24 protein-coding genes are annotated in these 26,805 nt (G+C 34.9%); 13 read left to right on the top strand and 11 right to left on the bottom strand.

Annotation, left to right across the window (positions count from 1 at the left end; all coding sequences use genetic code 11):
- Nucleotides 1-128 precede the first annotated feature (128 nt).
- From PL77_RS27440 to PL77_RS27430, 3 genes are all read left to right on the top strand, one after another.
- Nucleotides 129-1,001 carry a dienelactone hydrolase family protein gene (locus PL77_RS27440; protein WP_044212586.1) on the top strand — a complete coding sequence of 291 codons (873 nt, stop codon included), beginning with the start codon at nt 129-131 and terminating at the stop codon, nt 999-1,001.
- 116 nt (nt 1,002-1,117) lie between these two features.
- Complete coding sequence (locus tag PL77_RS27435; protein WP_044212585.1) at nt 1,118-1,909, top strand: hypothetical protein; 792 nt, start codon at nt 1,118-1,120, stop codon at nt 1,907-1,909.
- 5 nt (nt 1,910-1,914) lie between these two features.
- Entirely contained in the window at nt 1,915-2,685 is a 771-nt protein-coding gene (locus PL77_RS27430) for a hypothetical protein (protein ID WP_044212583.1), read from the top strand.
- 84 nt (nt 2,686-2,769) lie between these two features.
- Here PL77_RS27430 and PL77_RS27425 read toward each other — a convergent pair whose 3' ends face one another.
- The 10 genes from PL77_RS27425 to PL77_RS27380 form a co-directional block, all read right to left on the bottom strand.
- A complete protein-coding gene (locus PL77_RS27425; RefSeq protein WP_044212582.1) occupies nt 2,770-3,762 on the bottom strand; it encodes a S41 family peptidase in 993 nt (330 codons plus the stop codon).
- A gap of 123 nt (nt 3,763-3,885) precedes the next feature.
- Nucleotides 3,886-4,698 (bottom strand): LytTR family DNA-binding domain-containing protein, encoded by an 813-nt coding sequence (locus PL77_RS27420; RefSeq protein WP_044212580.1) that lies wholly within the window; start codon nt 4,696-4,698, stop codon nt 3,886-3,888.
- An 844-nt stretch (nt 4,699-5,542) separates the two neighbouring features.
- Nucleotides 5,543-6,916, bottom strand: coding sequence for an FRG domain-containing protein (locus tag PL77_RS31135; protein ID WP_052444783.1), 1,374 nt, complete (start codon nt 6,914-6,916; stop codon nt 5,543-5,545).
- 119 nt (nt 6,917-7,035) lie between these two features.
- A complete protein-coding gene (locus tag PL77_RS27410; RefSeq protein WP_044212578.1) occupies nt 7,036-8,412 on the bottom strand; it encodes a BatD family protein in 1,377 nt (458 codons plus the stop codon).
- Nucleotides 8,406-10,157: a VWA domain-containing protein gene (locus PL77_RS27405; protein ID WP_044212575.1), complete on the bottom strand. Its 1,752-nt coding sequence runs from the start codon at nt 10,155-10,157 to the stop codon at nt 8,406-8,408. The genes PL77_RS27410 and PL77_RS27405 overlap by 7 nt, the downstream gene beginning before the upstream one ends.
- Nucleotides 10,154-11,143, bottom strand: a complete 990-nt coding sequence (locus PL77_RS27400) for a VWA domain-containing protein (protein WP_044212572.1) — start codon at nt 11,141-11,143, stop codon at nt 10,154-10,156. Before PL77_RS27400 ends, PL77_RS27405 begins: the two co-directional genes overlap by 4 nt.
- Nucleotides 11,136-11,633, bottom strand: a complete 498-nt coding sequence (locus tag PL77_RS27395; protein ID WP_044212569.1) for a DUF4381 domain-containing protein — start codon at nt 11,631-11,633, stop codon at nt 11,136-11,138. The genes PL77_RS27400 and PL77_RS27395 overlap by 8 nt, the downstream gene beginning before the upstream one ends.
- Nucleotides 11,634-11,635: 2 nt before the next feature.
- A complete protein-coding gene (locus PL77_RS27390; RefSeq protein ID WP_044212566.1) occupies nt 11,636-12,568 on the bottom strand; it encodes a DUF58 domain-containing protein in 933 nt (310 codons plus the stop codon).
- Nucleotides 12,569-12,579: 11 nt separating this feature from the next.
- Nucleotides 12,580-13,554 carry a MoxR family ATPase gene (locus PL77_RS27385; RefSeq protein ID WP_044212563.1) on the bottom strand — a complete coding sequence of 325 codons (975 nt, stop codon included), beginning with the start codon at nt 13,552-13,554 and terminating at the stop codon, nt 12,580-12,582.
- Nucleotides 13,555-13,837: 283 nt separating this feature from the next.
- A complete protein-coding gene (locus tag PL77_RS27380; protein WP_156152572.1) occupies nt 13,838-14,536 on the bottom strand; it encodes a hypothetical protein in 699 nt (232 codons plus the stop codon).
- 47 nt (nt 14,537-14,583) lie between these two features.
- On the opposite strand from PL77_RS27380, the gene PL77_RS27375 reads away from it, so the two are divergent.
- From PL77_RS27375 to PL77_RS27370, 3 genes are all read left to right on the top strand, one after another.
- Nucleotides 14,584-16,209 carry an SDR family oxidoreductase gene (locus tag PL77_RS27375; RefSeq protein ID WP_371199295.1) on the top strand — a complete coding sequence of 542 codons (1,626 nt, stop codon included), beginning with the start codon at nt 14,584-14,586 and terminating at the stop codon, nt 16,207-16,209.
- Between the two features lie 608 nt (nt 16,210-16,817).
- Nucleotides 16,818-16,940, top strand: coding sequence for a hypothetical protein (locus PL77_RS32500; RefSeq protein ID WP_256380357.1), 123 nt, complete (start codon nt 16,818-16,820; stop codon nt 16,938-16,940).
- 523 nt (nt 16,941-17,463) lie between these two features.
- Nucleotides 17,464-17,790 carry a nucleotide pyrophosphohydrolase gene (locus PL77_RS27370; RefSeq protein WP_044212558.1) on the top strand — a complete coding sequence of 109 codons (327 nt, stop codon included), beginning with the start codon at nt 17,464-17,466 and terminating at the stop codon, nt 17,788-17,790.
- Between the two features lie 207 nt (nt 17,791-17,997).
- On the opposite strand, the gene PL77_RS27365 is transcribed toward PL77_RS27370, so the two are convergent.
- Nucleotides 17,998-18,738 (bottom strand): shikimate dehydrogenase, encoded by a 741-nt coding sequence (locus PL77_RS27365; protein WP_044212556.1) that lies wholly within the window; start codon nt 18,736-18,738, stop codon nt 17,998-18,000.
- 208 nt (nt 18,739-18,946) lie between these two features.
- Here PL77_RS27365 and PL77_RS27360 point away from each other — a divergent pair, with 208 nt between their 5' ends.
- The 7 genes from PL77_RS27360 to PL77_RS27330 all read left to right on the top strand — a co-directional run bounded on the left by PL77_RS27360 (nt 18,947) and on the right by PL77_RS27330 (nt 26,610).
- Entirely contained in the window at nt 18,947-20,029 is a 1,083-nt protein-coding gene (locus PL77_RS27360) for an ATP-binding protein (protein ID WP_052444782.1), read from the top strand.
- A 132-nt stretch (nt 20,030-20,161) separates the two neighbouring features.
- On the top strand, nt 20,162-21,247 hold the full coding sequence (locus tag PL77_RS27355) for an ATP-binding protein (protein WP_052444781.1): 1,086 nt from the start codon (nt 20,162-20,164) through the stop codon (nt 21,245-21,247).
- Between the two features lie 157 nt (nt 21,248-21,404).
- Nucleotides 21,405-22,883 (top strand): arylsulfatase, encoded by a 1,479-nt coding sequence (locus tag PL77_RS27350; protein ID WP_044212552.1) that lies wholly within the window; start codon nt 21,405-21,407, stop codon nt 22,881-22,883.
- 120 nt (nt 22,884-23,003) lie between these two features.
- Nucleotides 23,004-23,522: a hypothetical protein gene (locus PL77_RS27345; protein WP_044212549.1), complete on the top strand. Its 519-nt coding sequence runs from the start codon at nt 23,004-23,006 to the stop codon at nt 23,520-23,522.
- A 137-nt stretch (nt 23,523-23,659) separates the two neighbouring features.
- Nucleotides 23,660-25,120 carry a M48 family metalloprotease gene (locus PL77_RS27340; protein ID WP_044212547.1) on the top strand — a complete coding sequence of 487 codons (1,461 nt, stop codon included), beginning with the start codon at nt 23,660-23,662 and terminating at the stop codon, nt 25,118-25,120.
- 408 nt (nt 25,121-25,528) lie between these two features.
- Nucleotides 25,529-25,990 carry a hypothetical protein gene (locus PL77_RS27335; RefSeq protein WP_044212544.1) on the top strand — a complete coding sequence of 154 codons (462 nt, stop codon included), beginning with the start codon at nt 25,529-25,531 and terminating at the stop codon, nt 25,988-25,990.
- A 59-nt stretch (nt 25,991-26,049) separates the two neighbouring features.
- Complete coding sequence (locus PL77_RS27330) at nt 26,050-26,610, top strand: HdeD family acid-resistance protein (RefSeq protein WP_044212541.1); 561 nt, start codon at nt 26,050-26,052, stop codon at nt 26,608-26,610.
- The last annotated feature ends 195 nt before the right edge of the window (nt 26,611-26,805 follow it).

Here is a 26,805-nt window from a genome sequence, read left to right as displayed (position 1 = left end):
GAATTAGTATTAGATAATTTTGAATTTGTCCTTAATAACCAAGAGAGGGCATTAAAACAAACATTATTTTTTTAAGTTATATTGAAAATGAATAATAACGCTATCAACACCAACAATTTTTAAACACAATGAAAAACACAACATTTATCTCTCTTTTATTACTCTTGAGTGGACTGTCAGCACTATTGGCACTACATACCCCTTCTCAACCTGAAAAAGTGGTACTATGCCATGCAGATGTAGAGGCCGTGAGAAAATTTGCTTTGTTTACGAATGAGGTCGAATTCAGAAATGCTCATGCCATGACAAGAAAACTCAATACTCAGGAATTTATGGGAAAAAGAATTTCTTTTGATGTGGCTGATGGAGCGAAAGGAGAAGCTTATTTTGTTCCTTCAAAAAAGAAGTCCAACAAATATCTTTTTGTCTTTCATGAATGGTGGGGATTGAATGATTACGTGAGAAATGAATCTGATCGTTTGTCAAAGGAATTGAAAAATGTCAATATCATTGCTTTGGATTTGTATGACGGAAAAGTGGGAACAACAAGAGAAGAAGCGAGTAAATATATGAAGGCTTGTGATCCGGATAGAGCGGCATCAATTATAAGTGGTGCTCAAGCATATGTTGGTAAAGATGCCAAAATAGCGACTATTGGATGGTGTTTTGGAGGAGGCTGGTCACTTCAATCCGCTTTACTTTTAAAAAAACAAGCAGTGGGTTGTGTGATCTATTATGGTATGCCAGTTCAAGATGTAGACCGATTATCTCAATTGAACTGTGATGTATTGGGTATTTTTGGTGAGCAAGATAAATGGATCAATCCAAAAGTTGTCGCTGAATTTGAAGCTCATATGAAGGAAGCTGATAAAGGCTTAGCGGTAAAAATGTATAAAGCGAATCATGCTTTCGCAAACCCTTCTTCGGATAGATATGTAGAAGCAGATGCTCAGAATGCCAACCAAGAAGCTTTGATATATTTGAAGAAAAGATTGAAATAGGTAAAACAACATAAACACCGATACTGCAAAGAATTACTCTATTCCAGTAAAACGGAATTAGGGTAATTCTTTTTTTTTGCCCTTCTCATAATGAATCCACTTAAACGATTAGAAAAATGGTTAAGAAATTTATTATAGGAGCATTGCTACTTTTATCCTCTTTGAGTATTTATGCTCAAGTACCCATGTTACCTTCAATGTCAATCCCTTCATTGGGAGGAGGAACAAATGCTCATGCTGCAACATATACAGGAGATGGTGTTTTTGTAGGCGTAGCATCATTACATTCAAAGCATTTAAATTTTGCTTCGGCTTCTTTACTTTGGAATACAGGTTGGGATGTTTTTGGAGCAAAATATTCTATGATGATTGCACAGCCTATGTTGATGAATGGAAATTATCAGCAGCATTTTTTTCCAGTAGTCTATATTACTCCCCTTCAGCTTTCCTGGGATCTAGGTAACACTAAATTACAAGGAAGTTATTCGGCTTTAATAGGAAGAGATTTACCAGTCGATGCTCATCTAATTTCAGTTAAAGCAACGCAATATATTTTAGATGGGAAATACTCAATAAATGGAGGGGTAACCTACGAACATAGAATAGCGAGGCCTGAATTGGGACGTACTTTAGGTAGTGCAATGGTTTTTGAAGCGAATGTTTCTAGGCATTTTAGAAATGGAAGTACTGTGGGGGTTTTTGGTTACTACAATACAAATTCTTCTCCTGAAATTATAGAAGGGAGGACATTATTCAATGATATTTCAGGGACACGAGGAATAGGTATAGATACTTCACACCCTGTTGGAAAACACTTATTTCTCAATGGAAAATACATCTACGACCTACAACCCAACCAAGTTACGCGATGTAATAAGGTCGTATTTTCAATCGCTTATAAATTCTAGAATAGATGAGTCGAACGAAAAGAATATTTCAATATATCGCATGTTTAGTATTAGCTGGGGTAAATTATAGCTTTGCACAATCAGATGATAAGGTTATCGATCCATCTAAGCCTACTAATGTCTACACAAGGATAAATAACAATTTTGAACTTACGAACCTTAAAGATGGCACACAATTAACCGGGTATCGATTTAACTTGAGTTATGCTGTAAGTGATTTTCAGACAACATTAGAAGTACCTTTACTTTATAATCATAACACTCAGAAAGTGGGCATGGGAGATTTAAGGTTGAGAACTTTTTATGTTCCTCATACAGATTATTCCAAAACGCTTGGTGGATTAGGTATTGCAATGGATATTTTTGTTCCATTGGGAAATAGAGTGGAAGGTATCAGTTCTGGTAACTGGAGTATTTCACCGGGTATTATAGCGGGTATTATGGTCAGTGATACCTATTCTATTTGGCCAATTCTATCCTATCGATATCAGTTTGCCGATCCTAATTTAGTAGAAGGAAGTACAAAAAACATTGAGAGACATGGCATGACTTTCCAATTGATGAACTCCATTAATATTTCCGAAAAGATCTATGTGCTGGTGACACCAATGCTCATCCAAAATGACTTTACCACTATGCAGAGTTTTGATTATGGAGGAGAAGTGGAATTTAACTATATGTTAATCAAGAATAAACTGCAGGTGGGTTGTTTTTCAAGAAAGTTAGTGAACTCTGAATATTCCTCTTATCGATTGATGTTTAGACTGTTTTTATAATTACACTTTAGTTTAATTAGAAATACCTCAATAAGTACAAAAATCGAACGTACTTATTGAGGAGTTTGAATGAATATGATGGCATTACTTCGATTTCAAATCGATACTTTCCAATACATATTCAAGTGCCTTGTCTGATTCAGTATAAATATCAGGAGCAACACCCACTTTATCCAATCTTGAACCATTGTAAGTCTGATAATCTGCAATGGGAATAAAGACATTAAAATGCTCATTCACTTCAAATGAAGCTCCACTTAGCATTGCTCCTGCTGATTGTGTACCTACCAATGTGGCAATTTTTTGTTCTTTGAGTAAGTAGATCAATGGCTCACACGCACTGGCTGTATTTTCATTGACCAGTACATATACTTTTCCTTTATAAGTTGGATTATTGTGAGAAGGAACCACCATTCTAAAGGCAGGGTTTTCCATAAACATTTTTGAAATGCCTGCATAAGTGAAATCCATCAAAAAGGGCAGGGACGTGATCTCCTCAGCTGTAGCAGGTTTTGTGTGATTTGCATACCATCCTCTAGTGAGGTAAACCCCTGCGTCGATAGGATTAGGTGTTAAAAATTGACCTAAAATAACTGGAGCATCCAACGAACCTCCTCCATTGTTTCTTAAATCAATAATTAAATTTTCGAAAGTATCTGTTCCAATTTCTTGAAGTGCTTGATACATTTGACGAGCCCCTCCAGCAAAAGAACGAACATCAAGATAAGCGGTAGAATCGTTCAGTTTTTTCCATGACAGTTTTTCTATTTCACCTTTTGATGTTGTTGTCGTAGGCTTTACTTTTTTAAGATAAAAGTGCGTAAAAGAAAGTGTGTTACACTGTCTGTTGAAAGTTAAATAAAATTCTTTTTCGTCAAGTTTCAACGTTTCTTCAGCGTACATATGATGCTTAAATTTGATAAAACTGTCTTCTTCTAACCATCTTGGATTGGCCACTCCTTGTTCTAATAGTTGAAATACTTTATCAAGAAAGGCTTTGTGTTCAGACTTATTTTCTTGAGCAATTGAAGAGAAAGTAATAAATAAAGCGATGAATAATACTGTGATAGATTTCATAATAATTTCGTTTTGATTAAACACTGATTCAAAGGTATTTCAATGAATTATTATGAAAAAATGGGAGTGATGAGCTTGAAGTTTAAATGGCGAAATTGAACTCTGAGGGCTGTTTTTGAAGGGTTAGGGATGAAATTGAAGCTCTTTTTTCAATGCGGAGAAATATTTTGGTGAGACCGGAACTTCCATTTCTATGTGATTTAAAACGGCGGCACCTTTTCTAGTATTTCCTTTGAGTTCGCTGATGAAAACAGTGTTGATTAAAAAAGAACGATGTACTTGAGTAGCCATCGGCAGTTGATCAAAAAGTTTACTTAATGTGCTTCGTAATGTAAATTTCTGCTGTTCACCATTTTTTGTATAGAGAAAAATATCAATATAGTTTGATTGAGATTTCGCCATGACAAACTCATCCCATTCAAATTGAATTTGCTCATTGGCATTAGCCCCTTCTATACTGATCAGTTTGTTTTCTATTTTCTCTTCACTCATCAAAATCTGTCCAAACCGGAAGCGTAAGTAAGCCCAAAGTGTGATGAAGATACACGCGAATGGCAAGCCATAATAAATATTCCAATAGATCAGTCCTGCCAAAGTAGGTTGAACATCATTCATCACATAACAGTTGTACAAATAGCACAACAAATTGATAAAGAAAAAACCGAAAGTAAGGACAAGCACCTCATTGAGAAGCTTCCATTTTTGATCGTGTTTCTTATACCATATTTTTTCAACTGCATGTATACTCAATAAGGGTATAATCACACATAAGCTATAGCCGGCAAGTTTCAAATTTTTGTAGGTAGCATTGTAAGTATAAGTATCAAAAGGTTGAAGCAATATCAAAATAATACTTATAAAAACGGATAGAATAAGCGTAATGAAAATGGTGTTTTTCCAAGAGGAAGTGAAGGAGATGATTTTGTTAGCTTGCATATTTATTATTAAAAAGTCTTAGCCTTGAAAGACTGATTTCTAGCTCGTTTAAAGATAGATGAATCTATTCAGAGAACAAAAATCAGCATTAAAATGTAAAACAAAAAAACTCTTACTCCTTCAGAAAGGAATAAGAGCAATATCTATTACTTTTTATTTTTTGAAGGTTTTTGATTAATCTACTGAATCATAATAATCTCCTTCTAATAATGTACTTGATGTTAAATCATGGATTAATGATTTAAAGAATTGCAATGCTTGTGAAATAATGTTCATATTTTAATGGGGTTTCTTTATTGTTTTTGAACAATGCAAAGATGTGGGTTTTAGCAAGCTTCTTTTTACACAAATTGGGATATGAATTACATGAAATCGTTATAATTATGAATTGATATTTGTTTAGTTTTAGTGGGTTAGCAAGCGGTTAACTTTCAAAAGAGTTACCTGCAAACTTTCTATGTTCTACTTCCAAACTTCCTTCTTCTTCATTTTTTCCATTGCTGAAAAAACGAAGCAAAAAAAGCTAGGCTTAGAAGTCAAAAGCTAAATTCCATTCCTCTCGCCTAAATGATTTTAAACTCGCTGCGCTCAAACAAGAAAATCATTTTTAACGGCTCACTCCATGAAATTTTTAACGCTTTTCCCTTCAAGGCCGATGGTGTACTACCAAATTAAAAGGGTAGAATGACCACTGGTGCGAATGTTAAGCGATAGCGTCATTCGTGTCGTATAGATGAAAGAAATCTCCTGATTTCTAAAAACCATTATAGTTTTTTTAAGAAAAAAGGCTCTCACATCTCTGTAATAACCTTTCTTATTGCTATTTTATGAAGATAATAGAAGACTAAAATTGCTCTTTTAGGGATCCAATTAATTCAGTGAATTCTTGAGAATCCAAATCAATATTCTCTAAATATTTTTCATTAACCTTTGAAATAATAGATTGGTACTGTTTTATAGCTTTATCATAGCTGATATTTAAATTATCAAGATATTCTTTAGTATGAGAATCTAATTCCAGATTATAATCAGAAATGTTAAGGTTCTCATAAGACCCAGAAAATAAGACTTTACATGAGAAATTGATATATAAGAGCCCTTCTGAAATATTGTTTTCATTGAAGACCTCTTTGCTAATTTTTGTGATTATTCTATTTCTCTGACTCACTTTATTAAAGTTGAGAAAAATAGTATCACTCTTTTTTAAGTTTGGTATCAATCGAAAAAACATACTTCCTTTTATGTATTTGATATTATAAGAACTTTCTATTGATTCTTTAATATTGACATTGATAGATGAATTTATTACTTGTTTGTTATTGTGAAAAATAAGTTTTGTCGGATTGTTTTTAAAAAAGTCGATAATGTGACTTTCTATTTTTCGAGATATTATTGGATGTGCATAATTAAACTTAGTAGAAGATGTGTTTTTAATTATTTTTTTATCTAACTGATATTTTAGTAATTCTGCAATGGAGTCTATGTCACCGAATATCATTTCATCTATTCCTAATTTTCTTATATTTTCTTCAAATGAATTTTTACAATATGATGGAATATTGAAGTGATTATCACTACGATTGGATTCATAAAAATCTTCTTGATACTGAAATAATTCTTTTTTATTTGTTAGAGGTTTAAATACATTCTTAGTTAAAATAGCCCGATTGGAATCATGGTGAGCATATTCCATTTCAATTAAGTGGTTTTTATAAATAATTACAGGTTTTTGAGGTAATGGATGTATGCTAAATAATCCCTTCTGTAATTCAATTCTACGAGTAGAAACTGGAGGATTAATAAATTTAATATTTTGAATTGAAAAAGGAGAGTTCTCCATTTTTGGGTTGATGAAGTTTTCATGATTAGGCTGTAATGAATAAATTCTTGCATCCTTTTCTTTATTTTCTCTTACTGAGAAGTAAGTTGCGATAAGTGGATTATAAGTCCAATCTAATAGTCGTGTTGGCAGACCATGATGTTGAGCTAATGCTAACCATTCAAAGTCATCAGAACCTTTTGTAAACATATTAGCTTTTAACTTAAAGTTTTCAAAAAGATCTATTTCATTATTTAAAGTGTAGTTATCATGACGTCCGACGGATGGTACGAGAAGAAACTCTCTATCACTAACACCTCGATAAATATTTAAGCTAGATAAATTATTAATCCATTCTAAAAATGAAAGCCAATGTTTGCTAGGATCTACTTTTGTCATAGTATTTCAGATATTTTTTTAATATTTAAAGCTAGTTTGTTTTTAGTTATGTTCAAGTACATTGCTCTAAGAAAAACAAAAAAGGCTCCCACATCTCTGCAAGAACCTTTCTTCTATGATTAAGGATTCAACTCCTTCAAACGCTTCGTTTTCCTTTCCTTATAACTCTTCTTCTTTTTCACTTGAAGAATAATTTTCCGGTCCCAATTCAATTGGTTCAATAAGGCATTTTGAAGGCTTTTCGGAATCATCGTTCCACCTTGACTGTATTTGATATCGGAAATTTCAGAGATCAAATCACTCAGCTTATGTGTCAATACAGCTTGGTAAAGTGTCTCCCTGTAGTTGCTTACACTTTGATTGGGCAGGGTATTGATCCACTGATAGAAACTTTGAATGCTTTGTTCAATATTTCCTTTTTTGATATCGCTTCTTAACTTATTGTAAGCTTGTTTTTCCTTGTAAGTGGAAGTCGAACGGATATCCTCCAGTTTCTTTTTGATTTTGGTGATTGGTCTGTATTTATACAGTAGCCAAAGAATCACTAAACCTAAAAGGATATATTCCCAATGCTGAGGTACGTAATCTCTCCATGTTTTTTTAGGAGTTGTATCTACTTCTTCCGGAACTTGATTGAGTTTATTCAAGCTGTCCTGAAGTGATTGCAACATGCTCAGGTTGGGGTTTTCTTCAATGGTGATGGTTCTGTTTTTTGAAGAAATATCCTTCGACTTTTTGGTGTAAGGATTATAGTATCGAACTGTAATTCCTGGCACTTCAAATTCGCCTGCTTCTTGCACAAGGTAGGTGATCACTTGAGTTTGAGTACCCGAAATGTAATTGTCCTTATTATAATTACTGTTTGTCGGGTGTTCGGGATAAACTCCAGCCCAGTTTAATGAATCATAAGTTCTCACTGGAATCATCGGGCCAAGGGTATTACCTGCTGTGATACGCACCGTTCTTTTGAGTACATCACCCACTTTTACTTGAGACAAGTCTTTATTCCAAGTATCAGAAATTCTTACACTAGAAGCAACTAGCCAAGACTTTGGATCTTCACCGACAGGTGGGGGAACCACTTTGATGGACTTTTCTTTGGTATGAATCGTATGTTTTTTCCCTTTAAAATCTCCCGGATCAGGGGTAGTTACTTCCAATTCCAATGAAGGAAATACGTTTTCACCAGCTGAAAAAGGAAACACCCAATACGTTTGTTCCACACCTGAATACTGAAACTTGCCGATCTGCAAAGAGTTAGGAATCGCTCTGCCGTCTTTAATCATTAAAGCATTTGGCAGTTGAAAATCCTCAAAGTTCAATCCTTCCGTAAACCAAGTCGTGGTGTAGATGGAAAGCTTCACTTTGAAAGGCTGTCCGACCATTACTTCCTTCTTATTGATGGTAGTGGTGGTAAACAGGTTGACTTTCTTCTGAGCGTAAGTATTCAATGCCCAAAACAACGTCAGTACGATTATAATGCTTTTTCTTACCATGACTGATCTGATTTTTTAGGCTTGTCTTCATCAGTGAGGTACTGATACTGAAATTTCTTTTTGAGGTACATCGAAGGGTCCAATTTCACCTGACGGATCATACTTGCTTTGGATTGCTGTTTGGTTTCAGAAAACTGCATTTCCAAGAGTTCTTCCATGGTCGGATTGATTTCTTTTTCTCCCATTTCCTGAATCGTCTCACCTTCTCCTTCCCCTTTTCTGTCGGAATGTTGAGCAGATTCCTGTTCTTGTTCTCCGGCTTCAGGTTCGTATATTTTTCCTTTCAAAGGATCTTTTTCGTTGAGCTTACTGCCTTCTGACATGTGAATATTAATCATACGAACTTGTTCAGAAGCAATGTTGAGGTTTTTCTCTGCTTCTTTGAATTGAGGATCGATATCCAAAGCCATCTGAAAGGCTTTTTGTGCCGCTTCCCAGTTGCCTAATTTGGCTTGAGAAACACCCAAGTTATACATATTATTGGCGGTGATGTCTTCTGCATACGCATCTGCTGCTTTCTCATAATCTCCCATTTTACTGTAGGCGTAACCTGCTTGGGATTGATCTGAGAAAGTCACTGCCGCTGTAGCTGTATCTCCTTTTTCCAATAATTCTTGTGCCTGTTGGTCTCTTGTATAAAAAAGGTCTTTGGCTTTTAAATCGTCTTTTGGCAATTGCTCAATACTGTCACAACTGATAAAGAACATGGGGAGGAGTAAGATCCAAGTCCATTGCACTAAAAGTCCTTTTCTAAACCAGAATAAAAGGAAAAACGCAACGACAAACGAAAGGTAATATCCTGCATCTACCCAATCCTCTTCGGCTTTTGTGCTATCCTTAGTGAAGACCAAATTGTCTTGGATATTTTTTGCGTAAAGCTCCACATCAGTATTGTCCAATGTAAAAGGCGTAAGGTTGACATGTGGCATGGCAATCGCATTTTGGAGTTGAGCTGTATTCAGTCCAACCGTTACTGCTTTGCCATTTTTATCTTTTAAAACTCGATTTCTATACGTAGGAATATGTGCCCCTTGAGGAGTAGCCAATACCAATAAGTTGTATTGATCTTTGGTGTTACTTCTTTGACCGAAAGCCTGCACGTCAGATGCATTGATATCATCCGTAATGATCCAAACAAAACTTGGAGCATCTGTATTTTCAAGGATTTTATCTGTAAGATCTAATGCATCTGGCAAGTTACTTCCTTGTAGTGGCATACTACTCGGACTTAAGGCATCCAATGTAGAGCGGAAGGTTTTGTAATCTTTGGTAGGAGGTAGTGCTTCGTGAGCAGAACCTGCAAAGACCACCAAACCGGTTTGTACCCCTTGATTGATTTTCAAGTAATCCTTGATTTTCATTTTGGCTCTTTCCAATCGGCTTGGACCAATATCTGTTGCCAACATCGATCTACTCATATCGAGTACAATGACTACTTTGGCTTCGGTTTGATTTCCTGGCTTGTCTACTCTTTTCCAAGTAGGACCTGCCATGGCAATGACTAAGATACTTGCTGTAAAAATCATCAACATTTTAGGAAACCAAGCTCCCTTTTTATTGCCTTTGATCAGGAGTAAATTCAATAACTGTGGGTTGATCAATTTCTTCCACCCTTCAGACTCACGAATGGAAATCCATGAGAGGATAAACAGAATACCTACAGGAACTAATGCCCATAAATAATCGGGTCTTATAAAGTGAATATTGGTCGAAAACCCTTCGAAAAAAGCTTCTATTTCTTTCATGATTTTCGTCTGTTAAGTGATGAGAAAAATTGAACAGTAATGGTGATAAACTGCAATGAAAGTGCGAGGATAAATCCAACTCCCAATGGAATGTAGAACAACAAACGGGTAGGTCTGTAGCCTTCATCTTCAAACTGAATAGGTTCCATTTCATTCAGCTTGTCGTAGATGGTATTGAGTTCCTCTACATTTCCGGCATTGAAATATTCGCCACCTGTATTTTTAGCGATCATTTTCAAAGTCTTATCATCCAATTCGTATTGAGCACTTTTCTTCGTACCAATACCAATGGTGTAGATCTTAATGCTGTCTTCGGCAGCCATCTGAGAAGCGGTGATCGGTACAATTTCACTACCACTGTCTTGACCATCGGTCAGTAAAATCATCACTCTTTGATCAATAGAATCTGCTTCAAAAACTTGAGTGGATAAGGCAATGGCATTACCAACCGCTGTTTTATGACCTGCCATACCGATACCTGTTTCATCTACGGTATGTTTGATAATATCCAAATCAGGAGTGAAAGGCAGGGCAAATACGTCACTGCCAAACATCATCAAACCGATGCGGTCACCTTCTCTTTTATCTATAAAATCAGTCAATACATTTTGAACAGCTTTCCATCTCGTAATACGATTTCCGTCGGCATCAAACCAATCGGTAGTATTCATACTCATCGAAATATCAGCAGCGATCAACATGTTTCTCGCATTCTTTACTTTTTTGGCTGGTTCACCAATGTATTGTGGGTTGGTCATTGCTGTTACCACACAACACCAAACCAAAAAGTTGACGAGGTACTGAAACCATTTTCTTTTTAAAACTGTCGCACTTTTTTGAGGTTTCAGACCAGTAGCGTCTGTCAATTCATCAAACTTAGGATAGTACAATGCATCTTTTTTCTGTTTGTATGCAGGAACTAACCACCATATAAGAATCGGCAGGGGAAGCAGTGCAAACATCCACGGGTAGGCTAACTCATACATGACTTTTAATCCATTTTTTTGATGATTGAATCAATTGTGTCAGTGTTTCATCATGATCAGCAGAAGGCTTCATATACGCTCCGTTGATCAGTAAATCACTTTCTTTATCAGAAAAATTATTTTTCCAATGTGTATTTAAAAAAGCGACCCATTCTTCACCGCTCAAGTGTGCTACCTGATCACGGTCATAGGAAGTAAGTGCTACTCTTTTCAGGGTGGTATTCACCTGAAAAACACTTTCCTGAAGGGATAACTTTTGATTGATTATTTTATCTAAATCCTTATTCGCTACTCTTTTGTAAGTAGAATTAAGGTAGCGATTGTACTCTCTGATGCTTACGATCAGTACCAATAAGACGGCTATTCCACCCAAGATATACCATCCTGGACCGGTAGGAGACATATCTACCTTTTCCGGAGGAATAAAGTCCAATACTTCGCTGGCAAGCTGTGTAGAGTCCTTTAGGAACTGTAAGGAATCTTGAGGCATAATTAATGGTCTTTTAGTAAATCACGAAGCTGATCTGCTGGTCTTTCGTTGGTGTTGAAAGTAAGTACCGGAATACCGTATTCAGCAAACTGGTCCGTGAGCATTTCTTTTTCGTTCGCAAAAGCCTTTTGATGTTTCTCTCGGACTTTTTTCATACTGTTTTCAATAGAAACCTGACGGTCCGAATTGGAAAGGGAAATGGCTCTCAATGGAAGTTCTTTTTCCCAGTCATCTTCAATATGAAAAATCATGACATCGTTGTGTCTTTTCAAGTTGAAAATATGATGAATGGTTTTGTCTGAAATTCCTCTAAGATCAGATAAAATAACGATCAGGTAATCGTGATTGACTGTACTTCTTACTTTTTGAAAAACGCTTTCCAAAATCAACGTTTTGGATTGAGGAGGTTGTTGGGCATTCAATTGATTGTTGTAAACTTCTATGGTTTTCAACATCGAAAGAATGGCCGTTGAACTTCTCTGAGGTCGGATATTTTCAAATTTTGTATCATTGAAAACAAACGCACCTACTCGGTCTCCCACATCTACCGTTCTCCAAGCACCAAGTGCTGCAAGGTGAGCGGAAACTGTTGATTTCAAATAGCTTTGCGTTCCAAAAAACATGGAAGAAGATTGATCCACCACTAAAAGAACAGGGCGTTCTCTTTCTTCTGAAAAGACTTTGGTATGCGTTTTTTGAGTACGTGCCGTCACTTTCCAGTCAATGTTTCGGATATCATCACCCGCAACATATTGACGAACTTCCTTGAAATCTAAACCTCTTCCTCTCATCGCAGATTTATGTCGTCCAGCCAAAAGCGATTGCACTTTGTATTTTGGTAAAAAGCTGAAGCCCGATGCCTCAAACTGCATACCGTGCAATTCGTGGAGGGTGACATAACCCGATGTTGGATTTTCTTTTTCTGATTTACTCATAAGAAAAGAGATTAGGCGACCGCCACTTTACTGATCAGTTCATCAATGATTTGTTCTTTAGAAATTCCTAAAGCGTTGGCTTCGAAACTGCTTACAATTCTGTGACGGAATACATCTTTGATCACCTCTTGAATATCTTCCGGCTTCACAAAATCACGGCCATTCAACCAAGCCTGTACTCTAGCCACTTTGTCTAATGCGATTGTCGCACGAGGAGAGCAACCTACATCGATCCATTTTGCTAAATCTTCGCTGTATTTTTCAGGAGTTCTTGTAGCGTAAACTAATGCTACGATATATTTTTCAATGGCCTCAGAAACGTGTACTTCTTGTACCTCTTTACGAGCATCAAATACAATCTCTTTTGGCAGTTTTTCTTTTGCTTTAGATTCCTTCTTTTCTCCGGCAGATTTCTCTTCGTTTCTTACCAAACGTAACACCTCTAACTCTGCTTCTTCAGAAGGATAATTCACGATAACGTGCATTAGAAAACGGTCCATTTGAGCCTCTGGAAGAGGATATGTACCTTCTTGCTCAATAGGGTTTTGAGTAGCCATTACAAAGAAAGGTTTTGGTAACTCGTAAGTATTACCCGCAACAGTTACCTGTCTTTCTTGCATCGCTTCCAATAAAGCCGATTGTACTTTTGCAGGAGCACGGTTGATCTCATCCGCTAAGATTAAGTTGTTGAAGATAGGACCTTGCTGGAACACAAAGCTTTCTTCCCCTTGACTTTGGTAGATCTCTGTACCTGTAATATCTGAAGGTAATAAATCAGGAGTGAATTGAATTCTACTCAATCCTAAATCCATATTTTTTGCTAAACTATTGATTGCCCTTGTTTTGGCTAGTCCAGGAAGACCTTCTAACAGTAAGTTACCATCTGATATTAAACAAGAAATAATTCGATTGACCACTTTCTCTTGGCCTATAATTGATTTGGAGATCTGTTCTTGTAACTGTTGTATAGATTCTAATGCTGTCACGGTAGTAATATTTTGTAAATATAATTAAGTTATCAATTGTTTGTTCTTAAACAAAATAACGTTTAAAGACAAACAAAGTTTTTCCATTAAGAATTATTATTCCGTAGAATGAAAAGAGAACACTCAAATTTATTAAGAATAGAAAGGGTTTAGATTAGTAAAATTCTCATTTTTAATAGGTAGGTATTTTACCTACCTGTTTTCTATGTGACTAGAAGTTAATGATTTATTACTAATAATAGTACCTCTCTAAATAATAAATTGATGTTCTCTTTCTTCTTTTTTAGAAAATGAATTTCACCCCTGAATAAATTATGTATTCATTATTATAGAGATCGTATTCTGGCTCACAATAGATATAGGTCATAAAGGAGTTTGCTCTTACGGTATGCCCTAAACCAACCCCGACAGGAATTTCATGTACTCCTGTTTGTGTATTGAATAACATTCTTGGATGGGTTCTGATTTCCCAATTCCCATTTTTTGTGAATTTGTAATAAGCACCATATTGCGCTTCTATGGTTCCATTAGATTGATAGGTCAATAATTCTACGAACTTCCATTTCTCGTTGGTCTGTACCCCCACAAAGTTTACACCTATAGCAGATCCATTTACTTTTGAATTAGAGACTACTAGACCAAAACCGGTTTGTACTTTCCACTTTTCATTGTTCTTGGCAAACTCAAATAGCCTGGAAACCATAAAATTGGAAGATCCATAGTAGACCTGACCATCATAGGGTTTAGTATAATCTATTGCCCCCCTGATAAACCACTTATTAGTAGTATAGTTGACGATGTTTTGAAGCTCTACTTGATTAGGTTTAAAACGCCCAATCTGATAAGCATTCAATCCTTTGGAGAGAGGATTACTAGCATCAATTTCCTCTTCTGGGTTTTGTACAGCGGTACTGTCTTGTCCCATTACTATTGTCGTATTGATGATAAATGATAGTAGGGTAAATAAAAATAATTTATTCATATCTGTTTAATTGTGTTTATGATAGTACAAAACTAAAATCATAAAGTTTGATATTAAACAATTTAAAGTTATGGACGATAACATTTAGTTATATCAAGAACTTATTAGATTGGAATGGAAAAAATAGAGGAGCCTATAACAATTTGAATGCTTTTATTGTTGATATTTTACACCAATACACTATTTCACTTATGAGAATACTACTTACCGGATCAACAGGATATATAGGAAGACGTTTGTTGCCTTTATTAGTGGAGGCGGGACATGAAGTAATTTGTGTGTGCAGAGACCCAAGGCGTTTTGACTTTGAAGATTTTGATTATACTTTTCTTGATTCAGTAACAGTAGTAAAAGGTGATTTATTAGATGCCTCTTCTTTAGAAAACATCCCCAAGGATTTTGATGTCGCCTATTATTTAGTGCATTCCATGAGTAACTCATTTGCAGATTTTGAGAAAATGGAGAAAACAGCAGCGGTCAACTTTAGAGATTTTATCAAGACTACAGAATGTCAGCAAATTATTTATTTGGGAGGAATAGCCAATTGTAAGAAACTTTCAAGACACCTTCAATCAAGAGTTGAGGTTGAACATATACTAGGTGAGACTCAGAGTGCATTGACGGTTTTAAGAGCAGCAATAATTATTGGTTCTGGTGGTGCTTCTTTTGAGATCATAAGAGATTTGGTAGAAAAGCTTCCTGTGATGGTGGCTCCGAAGTGGCTTTTGACTAAATGCCAACCCATAGCGATTCGTAATGTAATGGATTACTTAATGGGTGTGATGCTCAAAGAAGAAGCTTACAATAAGGTTTTTGATATAGGAGGAAAGGATGTATTGAATTATAAAGACATGCTCTTGCAGTTTGCAAAAGTAAGAGGATTACAAAGACGAATTCTCGTGGTTCCTGTTTTTACACCTAATCTATCTTCGTATTGGTTGTATTTTGTGACTTCCACGACTTATTCATTAGCGAGGAGCTTAGTAGAAAGTATGGGGAATGAAGTGGTGTGCAATGATAGTGAAATTCAGAAGATCGTTCCAATAAAGTTATTGACCTATGAAGAGGCATTAGAAAGTGCTTTCCAGAAAATTGCTCAAAATGAAGTGGTGTCAAGTTGGAAAGAATCGATCATTGGTCCAGTGCGTGAAGATTTCTTGGATATGATTCAAGTACCTAAATATGGCTGTTTTGTCGACTTCAGAAAATTTCAAATCCAACGCCCCGTAGATGAAGTACTAGATAATGTGTGGGCGATAGGTGGAGAACGTGGATGGTATTATGGTACTTGGCTTTGGAAGATCCGAGGGTTTATGGATAAAATGGTTGGTGGAGTTGGTTTAAGAAGGGGACGAAGAAGTCAGTATGATTTGAAAACAGGAGAGGCATTGGATTTTTGGAGAGTGATCTTAGCCGATAAAAAGCATCAAAGACTATTGTTATTTGCAGAGATGAAATTGCCGGGTGAGGCTTGGTTGGAATTTAGAGTCAAGAACAAAGGTGGGAAGCAGTGGCTAGAGCAAAAAGCGACTTTCAGACCGTTGGGAGTTTGGGGAAGATTGTATTGGTACTTAGTTTTTCCATTGCACATGTTTGTCTTTCCTGGAATGGCTAAAAACATTTTGTCATACAAAGACAGTAGTTATAACAAAAAGCGTTTAAAAGTCACTTAATTACAAAGAGTTACATTTTTGAAGAGATTTTACTAGAAATTCAAGGAATTAAAACATTAACAATTTATTAACATTAAAATTTTCGATTAAGTGTACTGTCAGACACTTGCATCAATTCTACAAATGATGTGTGTACACTTCTATTTCTTTTTCCTTTTGTAAGTTTAAATATCGAAATAAAATATAATAAAGTGTACAAATTAGCATTATTAATATTTCGTTTATATAGCTTTTAATTGTATAAATACACTTTATTAATTCGAAACTTTCCTACACCTTTGTCGTGTAATAATAATGAAAACAAAATCGAAAACATTTAAACAAAAAGAAAAATGAATAAGCTAGAAAACACAATCGTAATAATGACTCCAACAGGATTTCCAGTTGTAATCAAAACAGTAAAATAATTTGTATAACAATTAATATTAAAGAATCATGAAAAATACAATCGTAACAATAACACCGACAGGTTACCCAGTAGTAATCAGAAAATAATTAAAACAATATCAATAATTAAAATTTAAAGAATTATGAAAAATACAGTAATCACAACAACCCCATCAGGTTTTCCAATAGTAATTAAAACAAACAAATAAATATTTAAAATTATGAAAACAATAATAACAGTAACACCAACAGGCTTTCCTGTAAAAATTACGGTAGCAGAGCCAAAAGCAAAAACAGCAACAATCTCTAAGGAGATAAAGGGTACGGTTAAGCAAGGAGCTTAAACAATACCCGACTTTCCAATCGGTGGAGAGTCGAAATATAATAATGATTTGATGCCCTTGAGGGCTTTTTTTATACCCAAATATTTCAATCAATCCGGCGACCAATTTCAAAATAGGGCGTAACATAATTTCATCTTTACTCTTCCAAATTACTGTCCTCTTCATTTTTTCCATTGATGAAAAAACGAAGCAAAAAAATCTAGGCTGTGAACGTAAAAGCTAAATTCCATTTCTCTCGCTGTGCTCAAACAAGAAAATCATTTTTAACAGCTCAATCTATGAAATTCTTAACGCTTTTCCCTTCAAGGCCGAGGAAATACTACCAAACGAATTAGGTAGAAAGTCCATTGGCGCGAATGTTAAGCGTTAGCGTCATTCGTGTCCTTCAGATCATCAGAAATCTCCTGATTTCTAAATACTAAACATTAAGAAAAAAAATCTCTTCGTTGGTTATTTCTCATTCTTAATTCTTCATTGTTAATTTTTAATTCCTTTATTTTACCCCAAAATAAAATAAGAAATCATGACACTAGAAGAAGTACAAAAAGTAGTTGATGAGTGGATCAACACTACAGGCGTTCGCTATTTCAATGAACTGACAAATACGGCTATTTTAATGGAAGAAGTGGGGGAAGTAGCTAGAATAATGTCTAGAAAATATGGGGAGCAATCTTTCAAGAAGTCTGACGAAGAAGTGGATTTGGGTGATGAGATGGCAGATGTATTATTTGTATTGGTTTGTTTAGCGAATCAAACGGGTATTGATTTGACAGAGGTATTAAAAAAGAATCTCGAAAAGAAATCGATCAGAGATGCTGACAGACATAAGAACAATGAGAAATTAAAATAAATGTAAGGATGTTTCGTACACCATAGTTAAAACTATGGGTAGGTGATAGGTCAACCTCATCAAAACTAAAGTCTTGAAGGTTGGCAACGAAGACAACACTTTAGTGTTGGTGGAGTCAGTATCACTTGCCCATGACTTCAGTCGTGGTGCACGAAACATCTGTTTACTTTGATCCTTGAAATCTATTGATGAAGAATTAATTCAATATTAAAACTCTCCGTTCCAAATTTTCCAAGAAGCTTCCGCTTGACCAATTAGCATATCCAAACCATTTAAGGTTTTTGCTCCATTTTCAGCCCCTAATTTCATAAATTCAGTCACTGAAGGATTGTAGACTACATCAAAGAAATAATGATTCTCGGTCGTTAATTCATAAGGCAACTTGGGAGCAATTCCTTCATTAGGATGCATGCCAAGGGGAGTAGTATTGATCACTAAAGTGTGAGTTGCGTAAATCTCTTCTGTAATATCAGCATAAGAAATACTTTCCTCAGTCCTATTTCTAGAAACATACTGATATGGAATGTCCAAGTCTTCTAAAGTTACTTTGATGGCTTTTGAAGCACCGCCCGTACCTAAAATCAAAGCCTTGAATTTTGTATGAGGTAAAAACTCTAAAAGTGATGTTTTAAATCCATAATAATCTGAGTTGTAGCCTGTTTTTGTGCCGTCTTCCTCAAATTTAATGACATTGACTGCTCCGATTTTCCCGGCAGTAGCAGGGTCCAATCGATCTAAGTAAGGAATAACATCCTGTTTATAAGGAATAGTGACATTCAAACCGGTTAACTCAGTGTTGGAAACTAAATCAGAGAAAATGTCAATTTTTTCAAGCTCGTAAAGTTCGTATTCGCACCCTTCAATTCCTTCCTTCTGGAATTTTTCTGTAAAGTATTTTTTTGAAAAAGAATGACCCAAAGGGTATCCTATTAAACCAAATTTTTTCATAGTCTTATATTAAATTGGCTTACAATTTACGAACAAGTTTTTATTTTTTACCCTTCTATGTTCTCTTTATGGATTGTAAGAATATCTTTCTAATTTCAGAAGAATGTATTGAAAAATGGCATAAGTATTCTAGTTATCACTCATGTAATGAAATTGAACTATTATTCAAATATTTTGTTATGTAGTATATAACCAGTTGAATTATATCATGTATGATGCATTAGATACCTACAAACTTTTAGATAAGTTAGATACCCCAATTTTTGTATTGAAAGTCACTGACTTTGAGAAGCAGGATTTTAAATTAATCTATGCCAATGAAGCAAATATTATTGCATGTGGTGTGGATTTGAAGAAATTTATAGGTGTTGACCTACGTGCCAATTTTCCAGGATTATATGAAGTAGGTTTAGCAGACAAGTACTTTGAAAGCGTCATGACTCAGAAAACACTTGAAGTAGGTGAGGTAGTTTACGGTGATAAAAATGTGAACAGAAGTGCATACACTGGTAAGGCAACTCCTATTTCAGAAGATACCGTAATGGTTACTTATAAAGATATTTCAGCCTTAAAAGAAGCGGAACAAAAACTTTTACATCAGAATCAGGTCCTGAAAGAGAAGAACAAATCATTAGAAGAGTTTGCATACATCACATCTCATGACCTTCAGGAACCTTTAAATACAATTTCGAGTTTTGTGGAAATTTTGCTGAAAACTTACGATGAAAGAATGGATGATAATTGTCGGCAAATTTTAGGTCATATCGGCAGTTCTACCACAAGACTGAAAAATATGATTATCAGTATTCTTGAATATTCTAGACTTGGTACTCAAAAAGAGAAAATGAATATTGACTGTAATCTTTTAGTGCAAGAAATACAGGAAGACTTTAAGACACTATTAGATTCAAAAGAAGTGAAATTACATATTAGCAATCTCCCTTCAGTGAATGGTTCGGCTTCAGAGATGAGGATGCTATTCCAAAATTTAATTAGTAATGCAATAAAGTATCAAGAGAAAGGTAGTATACCTGAAGTGAGCATTAATGTGGAAGATAATCAGCAAGGTTATTGGATTTTTAGTGTCACTGATAATGGAATTGGGATAGCAGAAAATGACCGACAGAAAATTTTTAAGATGTTTCACCGATTACATCTTCAACAAGAATATCAAGGAGTGGGAATTGGATTGGCTAATTGTCTCAAAATAGTTCAAAACCATAATGGAAAAATATGGGTGGAGTCAGTGTTGCATCAAGGAAGTACATTTTACTTTACAATTCCTTATTAAAATTCTAATCGAATAACATTTTGCATTTTAAGTGAAAAGTATTTTACTGTTTCAGTATCAGTGGGATAATAACAGCTTTTTATTTGTTTTCGGACCGTAGAATAGCTAAAATCATCAATAAAACCGCTTGCTATGAGAAACACGCTTAATGCATTAAATATTTTAGAAAAGTTGCCCATACCATTAGTGGTATTCAAACTACTAGATAAGGAAACAAGGGACTTTGAATTTGTTTATGCAAACAAAGCCAACCAAAAAGCTGCAAGAGTAGATATTCAGGAGTTTATTGGGCAAAGGCTTATAGATGCGTTTCCAGGAATATATGAATTGGGTTTGCCTGAACTTTACCTTCAATGCATCGAAACACAGCAACCTGTTGATATCGGCGAGATTGAGTTTGGAGATGAAAAAGTAAATTATGTTAAAAGATCCTATCGTATAAAAGCATTTCCTCTGACAAAAGATGAATTAATGATTTTGTATGAAGATGTATCTTCATTAAAAGAGGCTGAAAATGAATTGAAAAAGAAAAATGCTATTCTAGAGGAGAAAAATAAATCACTTGAAGAATTTGCATATATCACATCTCACGATTTACAGGAACCTCTAGGTACTATTGCAAGCTTTGTAGAAATGCTACTCTTAGGTTATAAAGATTTATTGGATGATCAAGGGAAGCAAATCCTCGATTATATTGGTACCTCTACACTCCGTGTCAAAGGAATGGTGCATAATATTTTGGAGTATTCTAGATTAGGAAGTGAGAAAGAAACCGTCACTATAGACTGTAATGTTATTTTAGATGAAATAAGAAGTGATCTCAAAAAACTATTGGACGATAAGCAGGTAGCATTGGAGGTAAACGAACTACCGAGCATTACAGGTACTGAATCAGAAATAAGAATGCTTTTTCAAAACCTTATTACCAATGCGATCAAGTATCAGCCCGAAAATAATAAACCAGAAGTTGAGATTTCTGTGAAAGAAGAAAGTGATCATCAAGTTTTTTCTGTGAAAGATAATGGTATTGGTATCGCCGAAGACAATCAAAAGAAAATTTTTAGAATGTTTCAGCGTCTTCATTTAGACAAAGAATACGAAGGAGTTGGAATTGGACTTGCCAATTGTCAAAAGATAGTTGATGGACATAAAGGAGAGATTTGGGTAGAATCAGAGTTAGGAAAAGGCAGTACTTTTTATTTTTCAATTCCTAAATAAGCAATCCACAATATCATTTTTTCGCCTTAGGTAATTTACCTAAACTTTTTGAATAGGTTTTCTACTCATCTATAGGGAGGAACAATCCTACACCTTTGTAATGTGATCAATGATCATAAAAACAAAAAAGTTATCTCTCTAAAATATTAGAAAACTCATGAAACAATTATCATTATTTGTCATTGTACTACTGTTCTCCACTCAGTTAATGGCACAAAAGAAGAAACCGAATATCTTAGTAATTTTTGGTGATGATATCGGGATGTTTAACATCAGTGCTTACAATGACGGCATGATGGGTTATAAAACTCCAAACATTGATAGAATAGCCAATTCAGGTATTCGATTTACAGATAGTTACGCACAAAATAGTTGTACAGCCGGTCGCTCGGTTTTCGTAACAGGTCAAAGTGCTAAAAGAACAGGTCTTTCTAAAGTAGGTTTGCCAGGTGATGATTTAGGAATCCAAAAAGAAGATCCGACAATCGCAGAAATCCTTAAGGATATGGGATATGCTACTGGTCAATTCGGTAAAAACCACTTAGGAGATAAAGACGAATTCCTTCCAACAAATCACGGTTTTGATGAATTCTTTGGTAACCTTTACCACTTAAATGCGGAAGAGGAGCCAGAACATCCAGATTATCCAAAAGATCCAGCTTTCAAAGAAAGATTTGGTCCTAGAGGTGTCATTCACTCTTATGCTGATGGTCGTATCTCCGATACAGGTCCATTGACGAAGAAAAGAATGGAAACAGTGGATAGAGAATTCTTAGCGGCTTCATTAGATTTTATCGATAGAGCACATGAAGAAAAAGAGCCTTTCTTTGTCTGGTTCAACTCTACAAGAATGCACGTAGTGACACACCTTACAGAAGAAGCTGATGGTAAAACAGGCCAAGGTATCTATGCTGATGGTATGGTAGAACATGACGGACACGTTGGTCAGTTATTGAATAAATTAGATGAACTAGGTATTACAGAAAATACAATTGTAGTGTATACTACAGACAACGGAGCTGAGGTATTGTCATGGCCTGACGGTGGTATGATTCCTTTCCGTGGGGAAAAAAATACAACTTGGGAAGGTGGTTTCAGAGCACCAATGATGGTCAGCTGGCCAGGAACAATTAAACCTCAAGTTTCAAACGAGATCATTTCATTAGAAGACTGGATGCCTACTTTAGTGGCGGCTGCAGGTGATGATCAAATCAAGGAAAAATTATTAAAAGGTCACAAAGCAGGTGACATGACTTATAAAGTCCACTTGGATGGTTACAACTTCATGCCTTATTTCTTAGGTAAGGAAGAAAAAGGACCGAGAGAAGATTTCTTCTACTTCACGGATGGTGGTGATTTATCCGCAGTGAGAATGGGAGATTGGAAATTTATGTTCTCTATCCAAGAACACGAAGGATTGGATGTTTGGATTAAACCTTTCACCAAGTTAAGAGCACCATTGATTATTAATCTTAGAAGGGATCCTTTTGAAAGAGCAATTGATGAAGCAGGTTACATGGATTTTTGGATAGAACACATGTTCTTGATGTCACCAACAGTTGAAAGAGTAAAAGAATATATGAGAACATTCAAAGAATTCCCACCAAGACAAGCGGCCGCATCTTGGGTTGAATAGACTTATATAGATTATTCATAATATATTGAAAGGGAGTGTCAGACTTGGCATTCCTTTTTTTGCTAAAACAAGTTCACTTTTCTTCATTGTAAAATCTCAAATTCCTCTTAAAATACCATTATGAAAAAGCTAATTCTTTTATCAATACTCTTATTCTCAAGTTTATCTTTATTAGCTCAACAAGAACAAGTTCATCATCATAAACACTTTATTTCTATCACCCTAGCTCAAACCTATATTCCCAAAGGAGCGAACATGGATAATTTAAACCATAAAGGTCATTTTGTACCAGGAATTGGGTTTGATTATCTCTACCGTTTACAGCCCAAATTGGAAATAGGAGTGATGATGGATATAGAACTAGGGCGATACATTATTCCTCATAGAGATGAATTGATCAGAGATCATGCTTTTGTCGTGGCAGGGGTATTGGCTTATTCAATTACAACGCACTGGAATATATTTCTAGGAGGAGGTATTGAATTGGAGAAACACCATAATTTAGGTGTTTTTAGAGTAGGTACGGAATACAATTTTGATATAGGAAAAGATTGGTCTATTCCGGTAGGTCTTTTTTATGATATAAAAGAAGGCTATGATACTTTTTCTTTGAGTGTTGGTATTGGAAAGGCATTTTAATACTTACTTAGGCAATTTACCTAATCGTATTCATTAGGTTTTCTTCTCACCTAATCACCCTCAAAATTCAGCTGATTTGTAATAAGATCAATTACTTCTGATCTACAAAAATTATCTCTCAGAAATTACAAATCATCATGAAAAATCTATCTGCCTTTCTATCGATCATTATTACAGTACTGTTTTTACAAAACATCAGTTATGCTCAGAGCATAGAAATTGATAAATCAGTGGGTCATGAATACGCTCAAAAAGTCATTAAAGATATGGGTATTTATCAAGATCATGCATTAACCGCTTATGTGGATAGTGTGGGACAAAAGCTGGTAGGAAACTTAGAAGAAAAGAAATTCGATTATCAGTTTTTTATTGTTGAAAATATTGAACCGAATGCCTTTGCATTGCCGGGAGGCTATATTTTTATCACCACTGGCTTGTTGCCTATCATTCAGACTGAAGATGAATTGGCCTGTATTATTTCACATGAAATTATTCATTCTCATAACAGGCATACTGTATCTCAATTTAAAAAAGGGATTTTACCTCGCTTGCTGGAAGTACCCGGAAATCTCTTAGGTATTTTAAGCAAGGATTTGGAAACAATTTTCAATGCTCCCATCAAATCAACCAATGCCCTATATATGGCTTCTCATGGAAGAAAAAATGAAACTGAAGCAGACTTGGAAGGTATGGAACTTGCTGCCAAATCAGGGTATAAGCCATCAGCCTTAAAAGATATTTTACATAGAATGTCAACTTCCATTGAATTAGTGACTGGGGAAGCAGAACGAAAAAGTTACTTTAATGACCATCCTTATACTCCAGATAGAATCAATGCCATTGACCTTCAATCTACAATTATGGAAAAGGAACCTTCCTCTTCTTTTACAAAAAATTATTCCACTAAAATTAACGGATTACTTTTTGGAGAAAGTGTGTACAAGGGAGTATTGGATCAACAAACATTCTTGCATCCAGTTTTTGATTTTAAAGTTACTTTTCCTGCACACTGGAATCTTGTTAATCAACCTGATTTTGTAGGTGGTTACAACCCTAATGGTAAGGAAGGAATAATAGTGACACTAGAAGAGGAAAAGGATATTATGGAAGCTGCACTTTCATTTATGGAAGAACTTTCTGAAGATGAAAAAAATGCAATGATCTCTAAAGGATATTTTGCGAATAGAGAAACGAATGGCTATCTGATGACTTTTGAAGGTGAATTAAATAAAGAGAAGAAGTATGCAAATATTGGCTGGGTATTAGTCAACAATTATGTCTACAAAATAACAAGCTTTACATATAAACCGGACGACGAGTCTTTTGAGTATGTAATCAAAACGTTATTACCATTAGAAAAAAAGGATTATAGCCAAATTCACACGCATAAAATAATAGCTGTACAAGCTAAAAAAGGAGAAACACTCCAACAGCTTTGTAAAAGAAAGGACAACAAGGCAAATGTAAAGCTTATTGGTGTTTTGAATGATCTAGAGGCCAACGAAAGACTTCAAGAAGGACAATGGGTAAAAATCGTAAATGAATTTCCGTACTACACTGAAGTAGAGATTGATCATGAGATGGCGATTACTAAGTAATCTACCTAATTCCTTCTTTTAGGTAATTGACTATAAAGTATAAAATTAAAAAAAATGAACTTTGTGATGTATCAGAGGAAAATATGTGAGGACGTAGCTCTGGTATATCAAAAGACGCTCTCAATAAGATCATGAAAATCATACTATTCATTGTGCTTTTGACAGTGGTCACTTTTATCACGAAAATCAACAAGGCACATCATCAAACAGAGACAGTAGTAATAATTATAGAAAGATAGGGATACTAATATTTTCCCTATAAAAAGAAGGGGATATTTTATCCCCTTTTTTGCGAAATGTATTTAGGTGATTTACCTAAAAGATGTAATTAGGTAACCCTGCAATATAGAAAAGCCCTCATTTCTCCACCTTTGTATTGTAGTAATAACTCTCTTAAATCAAAAAATCATGAATACTTCAATACAAAAATCACATTCTATTTTCCCATTCAATACAGCAGACCTACCCAATAAAATAGATGATATCTTACTCGAAAATGAAATTCATTTTTCTGAGAGCTTTAATAAAATAACAACGAAAAATAATGAGTTCTTTGATATCCTAAAAGGTGTGGAAGAAGTTTCATTAAAAGTGATAACACGTCACGTTTTTAATAAAATGAGATATCAGAAAATTGCAGAAGTTCAAAAAGACAATACCCTTTCGGAGCGTCAGAAAGAATTAAAACTTCAGGAAAACTTATTGGACATTTATCTTCTTCAAACGGAAATAGAAGAAATGATTACAGAAGATTTAATTCAAATTGAGAAAATCAACATAGACACTCAAGAGTATTTGACAAAGACGTTCAGATTAGGTGAGGAGTTCTTGTCTAAAATGAACAACAAAGTGTCATCGGTCATTCGATAAATATTTATAGGAAAAGCTGAACTCCTTAAAAGTAAGCACAAATTATTCTCTCAGAAATCATGAATGCTACTAAATCAAGCTCATTAGAAAAATCTATTAAACATTGGTACCTTCCCCTTATTTCAGGCACATTATTTATTTTTGCAGGCATTTTTACCTTTTCATTTCCTATAGAAAGTTATGTTGCATTGTCTACTATATTTAGTATTACGTTTATTATAGTGGGTGTGTCAGATATTACTTTTTCAATATTGAATAGAAAAGCAATGAAAGGTTGGGGATGGCAATTGCTGTTTGGTTTTACGAATACCATTTTAGGTGTTTTCTTGATCAACAATCCCGCGATATCTATGGTCACATTACCGATGTATGTTGGGTTTACTTTCTTGATCAGAGCCATAGGAACAATTTCATTCTCACAAGACTTAAGAAGATTTGGAGTGATATCAAACGACCCACTATTGTTTATGGGAGTTGTAGGTTTGATTCTCTCGTTGATATTGATCTGGAACCCTGTATTCGCAGGTTTTACAATCATTACCCTTACGGGTATTACATGTATCTTATTGGGTGTTTATCATGTTTCTCTTTCTATAAAGTTGAAGAAAGCAATTTTATAAAAGATATTAGTAAGATGGAGTTAGTATAATATATGTAGAAGGTATAAGTAGTTTTATTTATACCTTCTTTTTGGTTCTGCACTTTAAGTAGGTGACTATAATTATCTCATAATTTTAGTCTTCTACTTTTTTACCTATTATCTTAATGATACAATTCTTCTATCTAGTTTTATATAGTTACCCCATCAAAACGGA

The sequence above is a fragment of the Flammeovirga sp. OC4 genome (assembly GCF_000812565.1).
GTDB lineage: Bacteria > Bacteroidota > Bacteroidia > Cytophagales > Flammeovirgaceae > Flammeovirga.
The sequence above is the reverse complement of the archived record's forward strand: the minus strand, read 5'-3'. Positions and strand labels throughout refer to the sequence as shown.

Excerpts from the sequence above, each read along its gene's own strand:
- PL77_RS27370 (WP_044212558.1), top strand. The coding sequence starts at position 17,464 with ATGACACTAGAAGAAGTACAAAAAGTAGTTGATGAGTGGATCAACACT.
- PL77_RS27395 (WP_044212569.1), bottom strand. The coding sequence starts at position 11,633 with ATGCCTCAAGATTCCTTACAGTTCCTAAAGGACTCTACACAGCTTGCC.
- PL77_RS27380 (WP_156152572.1), bottom strand. The coding sequence starts at position 14,536 with ATGAATAAATTATTTTTATTTACCCTACTATCATTTATCATCAATACG.
- PL77_RS27355 (WP_052444781.1), top strand. The coding sequence starts at position 20,162 with ATGAGAAACACGCTTAATGCATTAAATATTTTAGAAAAGTTGCCCATA.
- PL77_RS27410 (WP_044212578.1), bottom strand. The coding sequence starts at position 8,412 with ATGGTAAGAAAAAGCATTATAATCGTACTGACGTTGTTTTGGGCATTG.
- PL77_RS27400 (WP_044212572.1), bottom strand. The coding sequence starts at position 11,143 with ATGTATGAGTTAGCCTACCCGTGGATGTTTGCACTGCTTCCCCTGCCG.
- PL77_RS27440 (WP_044212586.1), top strand. The coding sequence starts at position 129 with ATGAAAAACACAACATTTATCTCTCTTTTATTACTCTTGAGTGGACTG.
- PL77_RS27430 (WP_044212583.1), top strand. The coding sequence starts at position 1,915 with ATGAGTCGAACGAAAAGAATATTTCAATATATCGCATGTTTAGTATTA.
- PL77_RS27420 (WP_044212580.1), bottom strand. The coding sequence starts at position 4,698 with ATGCAAGCTAACAAAATCATCTCCTTCACTTCCTCTTGGAAAAACACC.
- PL77_RS27405 (WP_044212575.1), bottom strand. The coding sequence starts at position 10,157 with ATGAAAGAAATAGAAGCTTTTTTCGAAGGGTTTTCGACCAATATTCAC.
- PL77_RS27350 (WP_044212552.1), top strand. The coding sequence starts at position 21,405 with ATGAAACAATTATCATTATTTGTCATTGTACTACTGTTCTCCACTCAG.
- PL77_RS27435 (WP_044212585.1), top strand. The coding sequence starts at position 1,118 with ATGGTTAAGAAATTTATTATAGGAGCATTGCTACTTTTATCCTCTTTG.
- PL77_RS27425 (WP_044212582.1), bottom strand. The coding sequence starts at position 3,762 with ATGAAATCTATCACAGTATTATTCATCGCTTTATTTATTACTTTCTCT.
- PL77_RS27330 (WP_044212541.1), top strand. The coding sequence starts at position 26,050 with ATGAATGCTACTAAATCAAGCTCATTAGAAAAATCTATTAAACATTGG.
- PL77_RS31135 (WP_052444783.1), bottom strand. The coding sequence starts at position 6,916 with ATGACAAAAGTAGATCCTAGCAAACATTGGCTTTCATTTTTAGAATGG.
- PL77_RS27340 (WP_044212547.1), top strand. The coding sequence starts at position 23,660 with ATGAAAAATCTATCTGCCTTTCTATCGATCATTATTACAGTACTGTTT.
- PL77_RS27390 (WP_044212566.1), bottom strand. The coding sequence starts at position 12,568 with ATGAGTAAATCAGAAAAAGAAAATCCAACATCGGGTTATGTCACCCTC.
- PL77_RS32500 (WP_256380357.1), top strand. The coding sequence starts at position 16,818 with ATGAAAACAATAATAACAGTAACACCAACAGGCTTTCCTGTAAAAATT.
- PL77_RS27365 (WP_044212556.1), bottom strand. The coding sequence starts at position 18,738 with ATGAAAAAATTTGGTTTAATAGGATACCCTTTGGGTCATTCTTTTTCA.
- PL77_RS27335 (WP_044212544.1), top strand. The coding sequence starts at position 25,529 with ATGAATACTTCAATACAAAAATCACATTCTATTTTCCCATTCAATACA.
- PL77_RS27345 (WP_044212549.1), top strand. The coding sequence starts at position 23,004 with ATGAAAAAGCTAATTCTTTTATCAATACTCTTATTCTCAAGTTTATCT.
- PL77_RS27360 (WP_052444782.1), top strand. The coding sequence starts at position 18,947 with ATGTATGATGCATTAGATACCTACAAACTTTTAGATAAGTTAGATACC.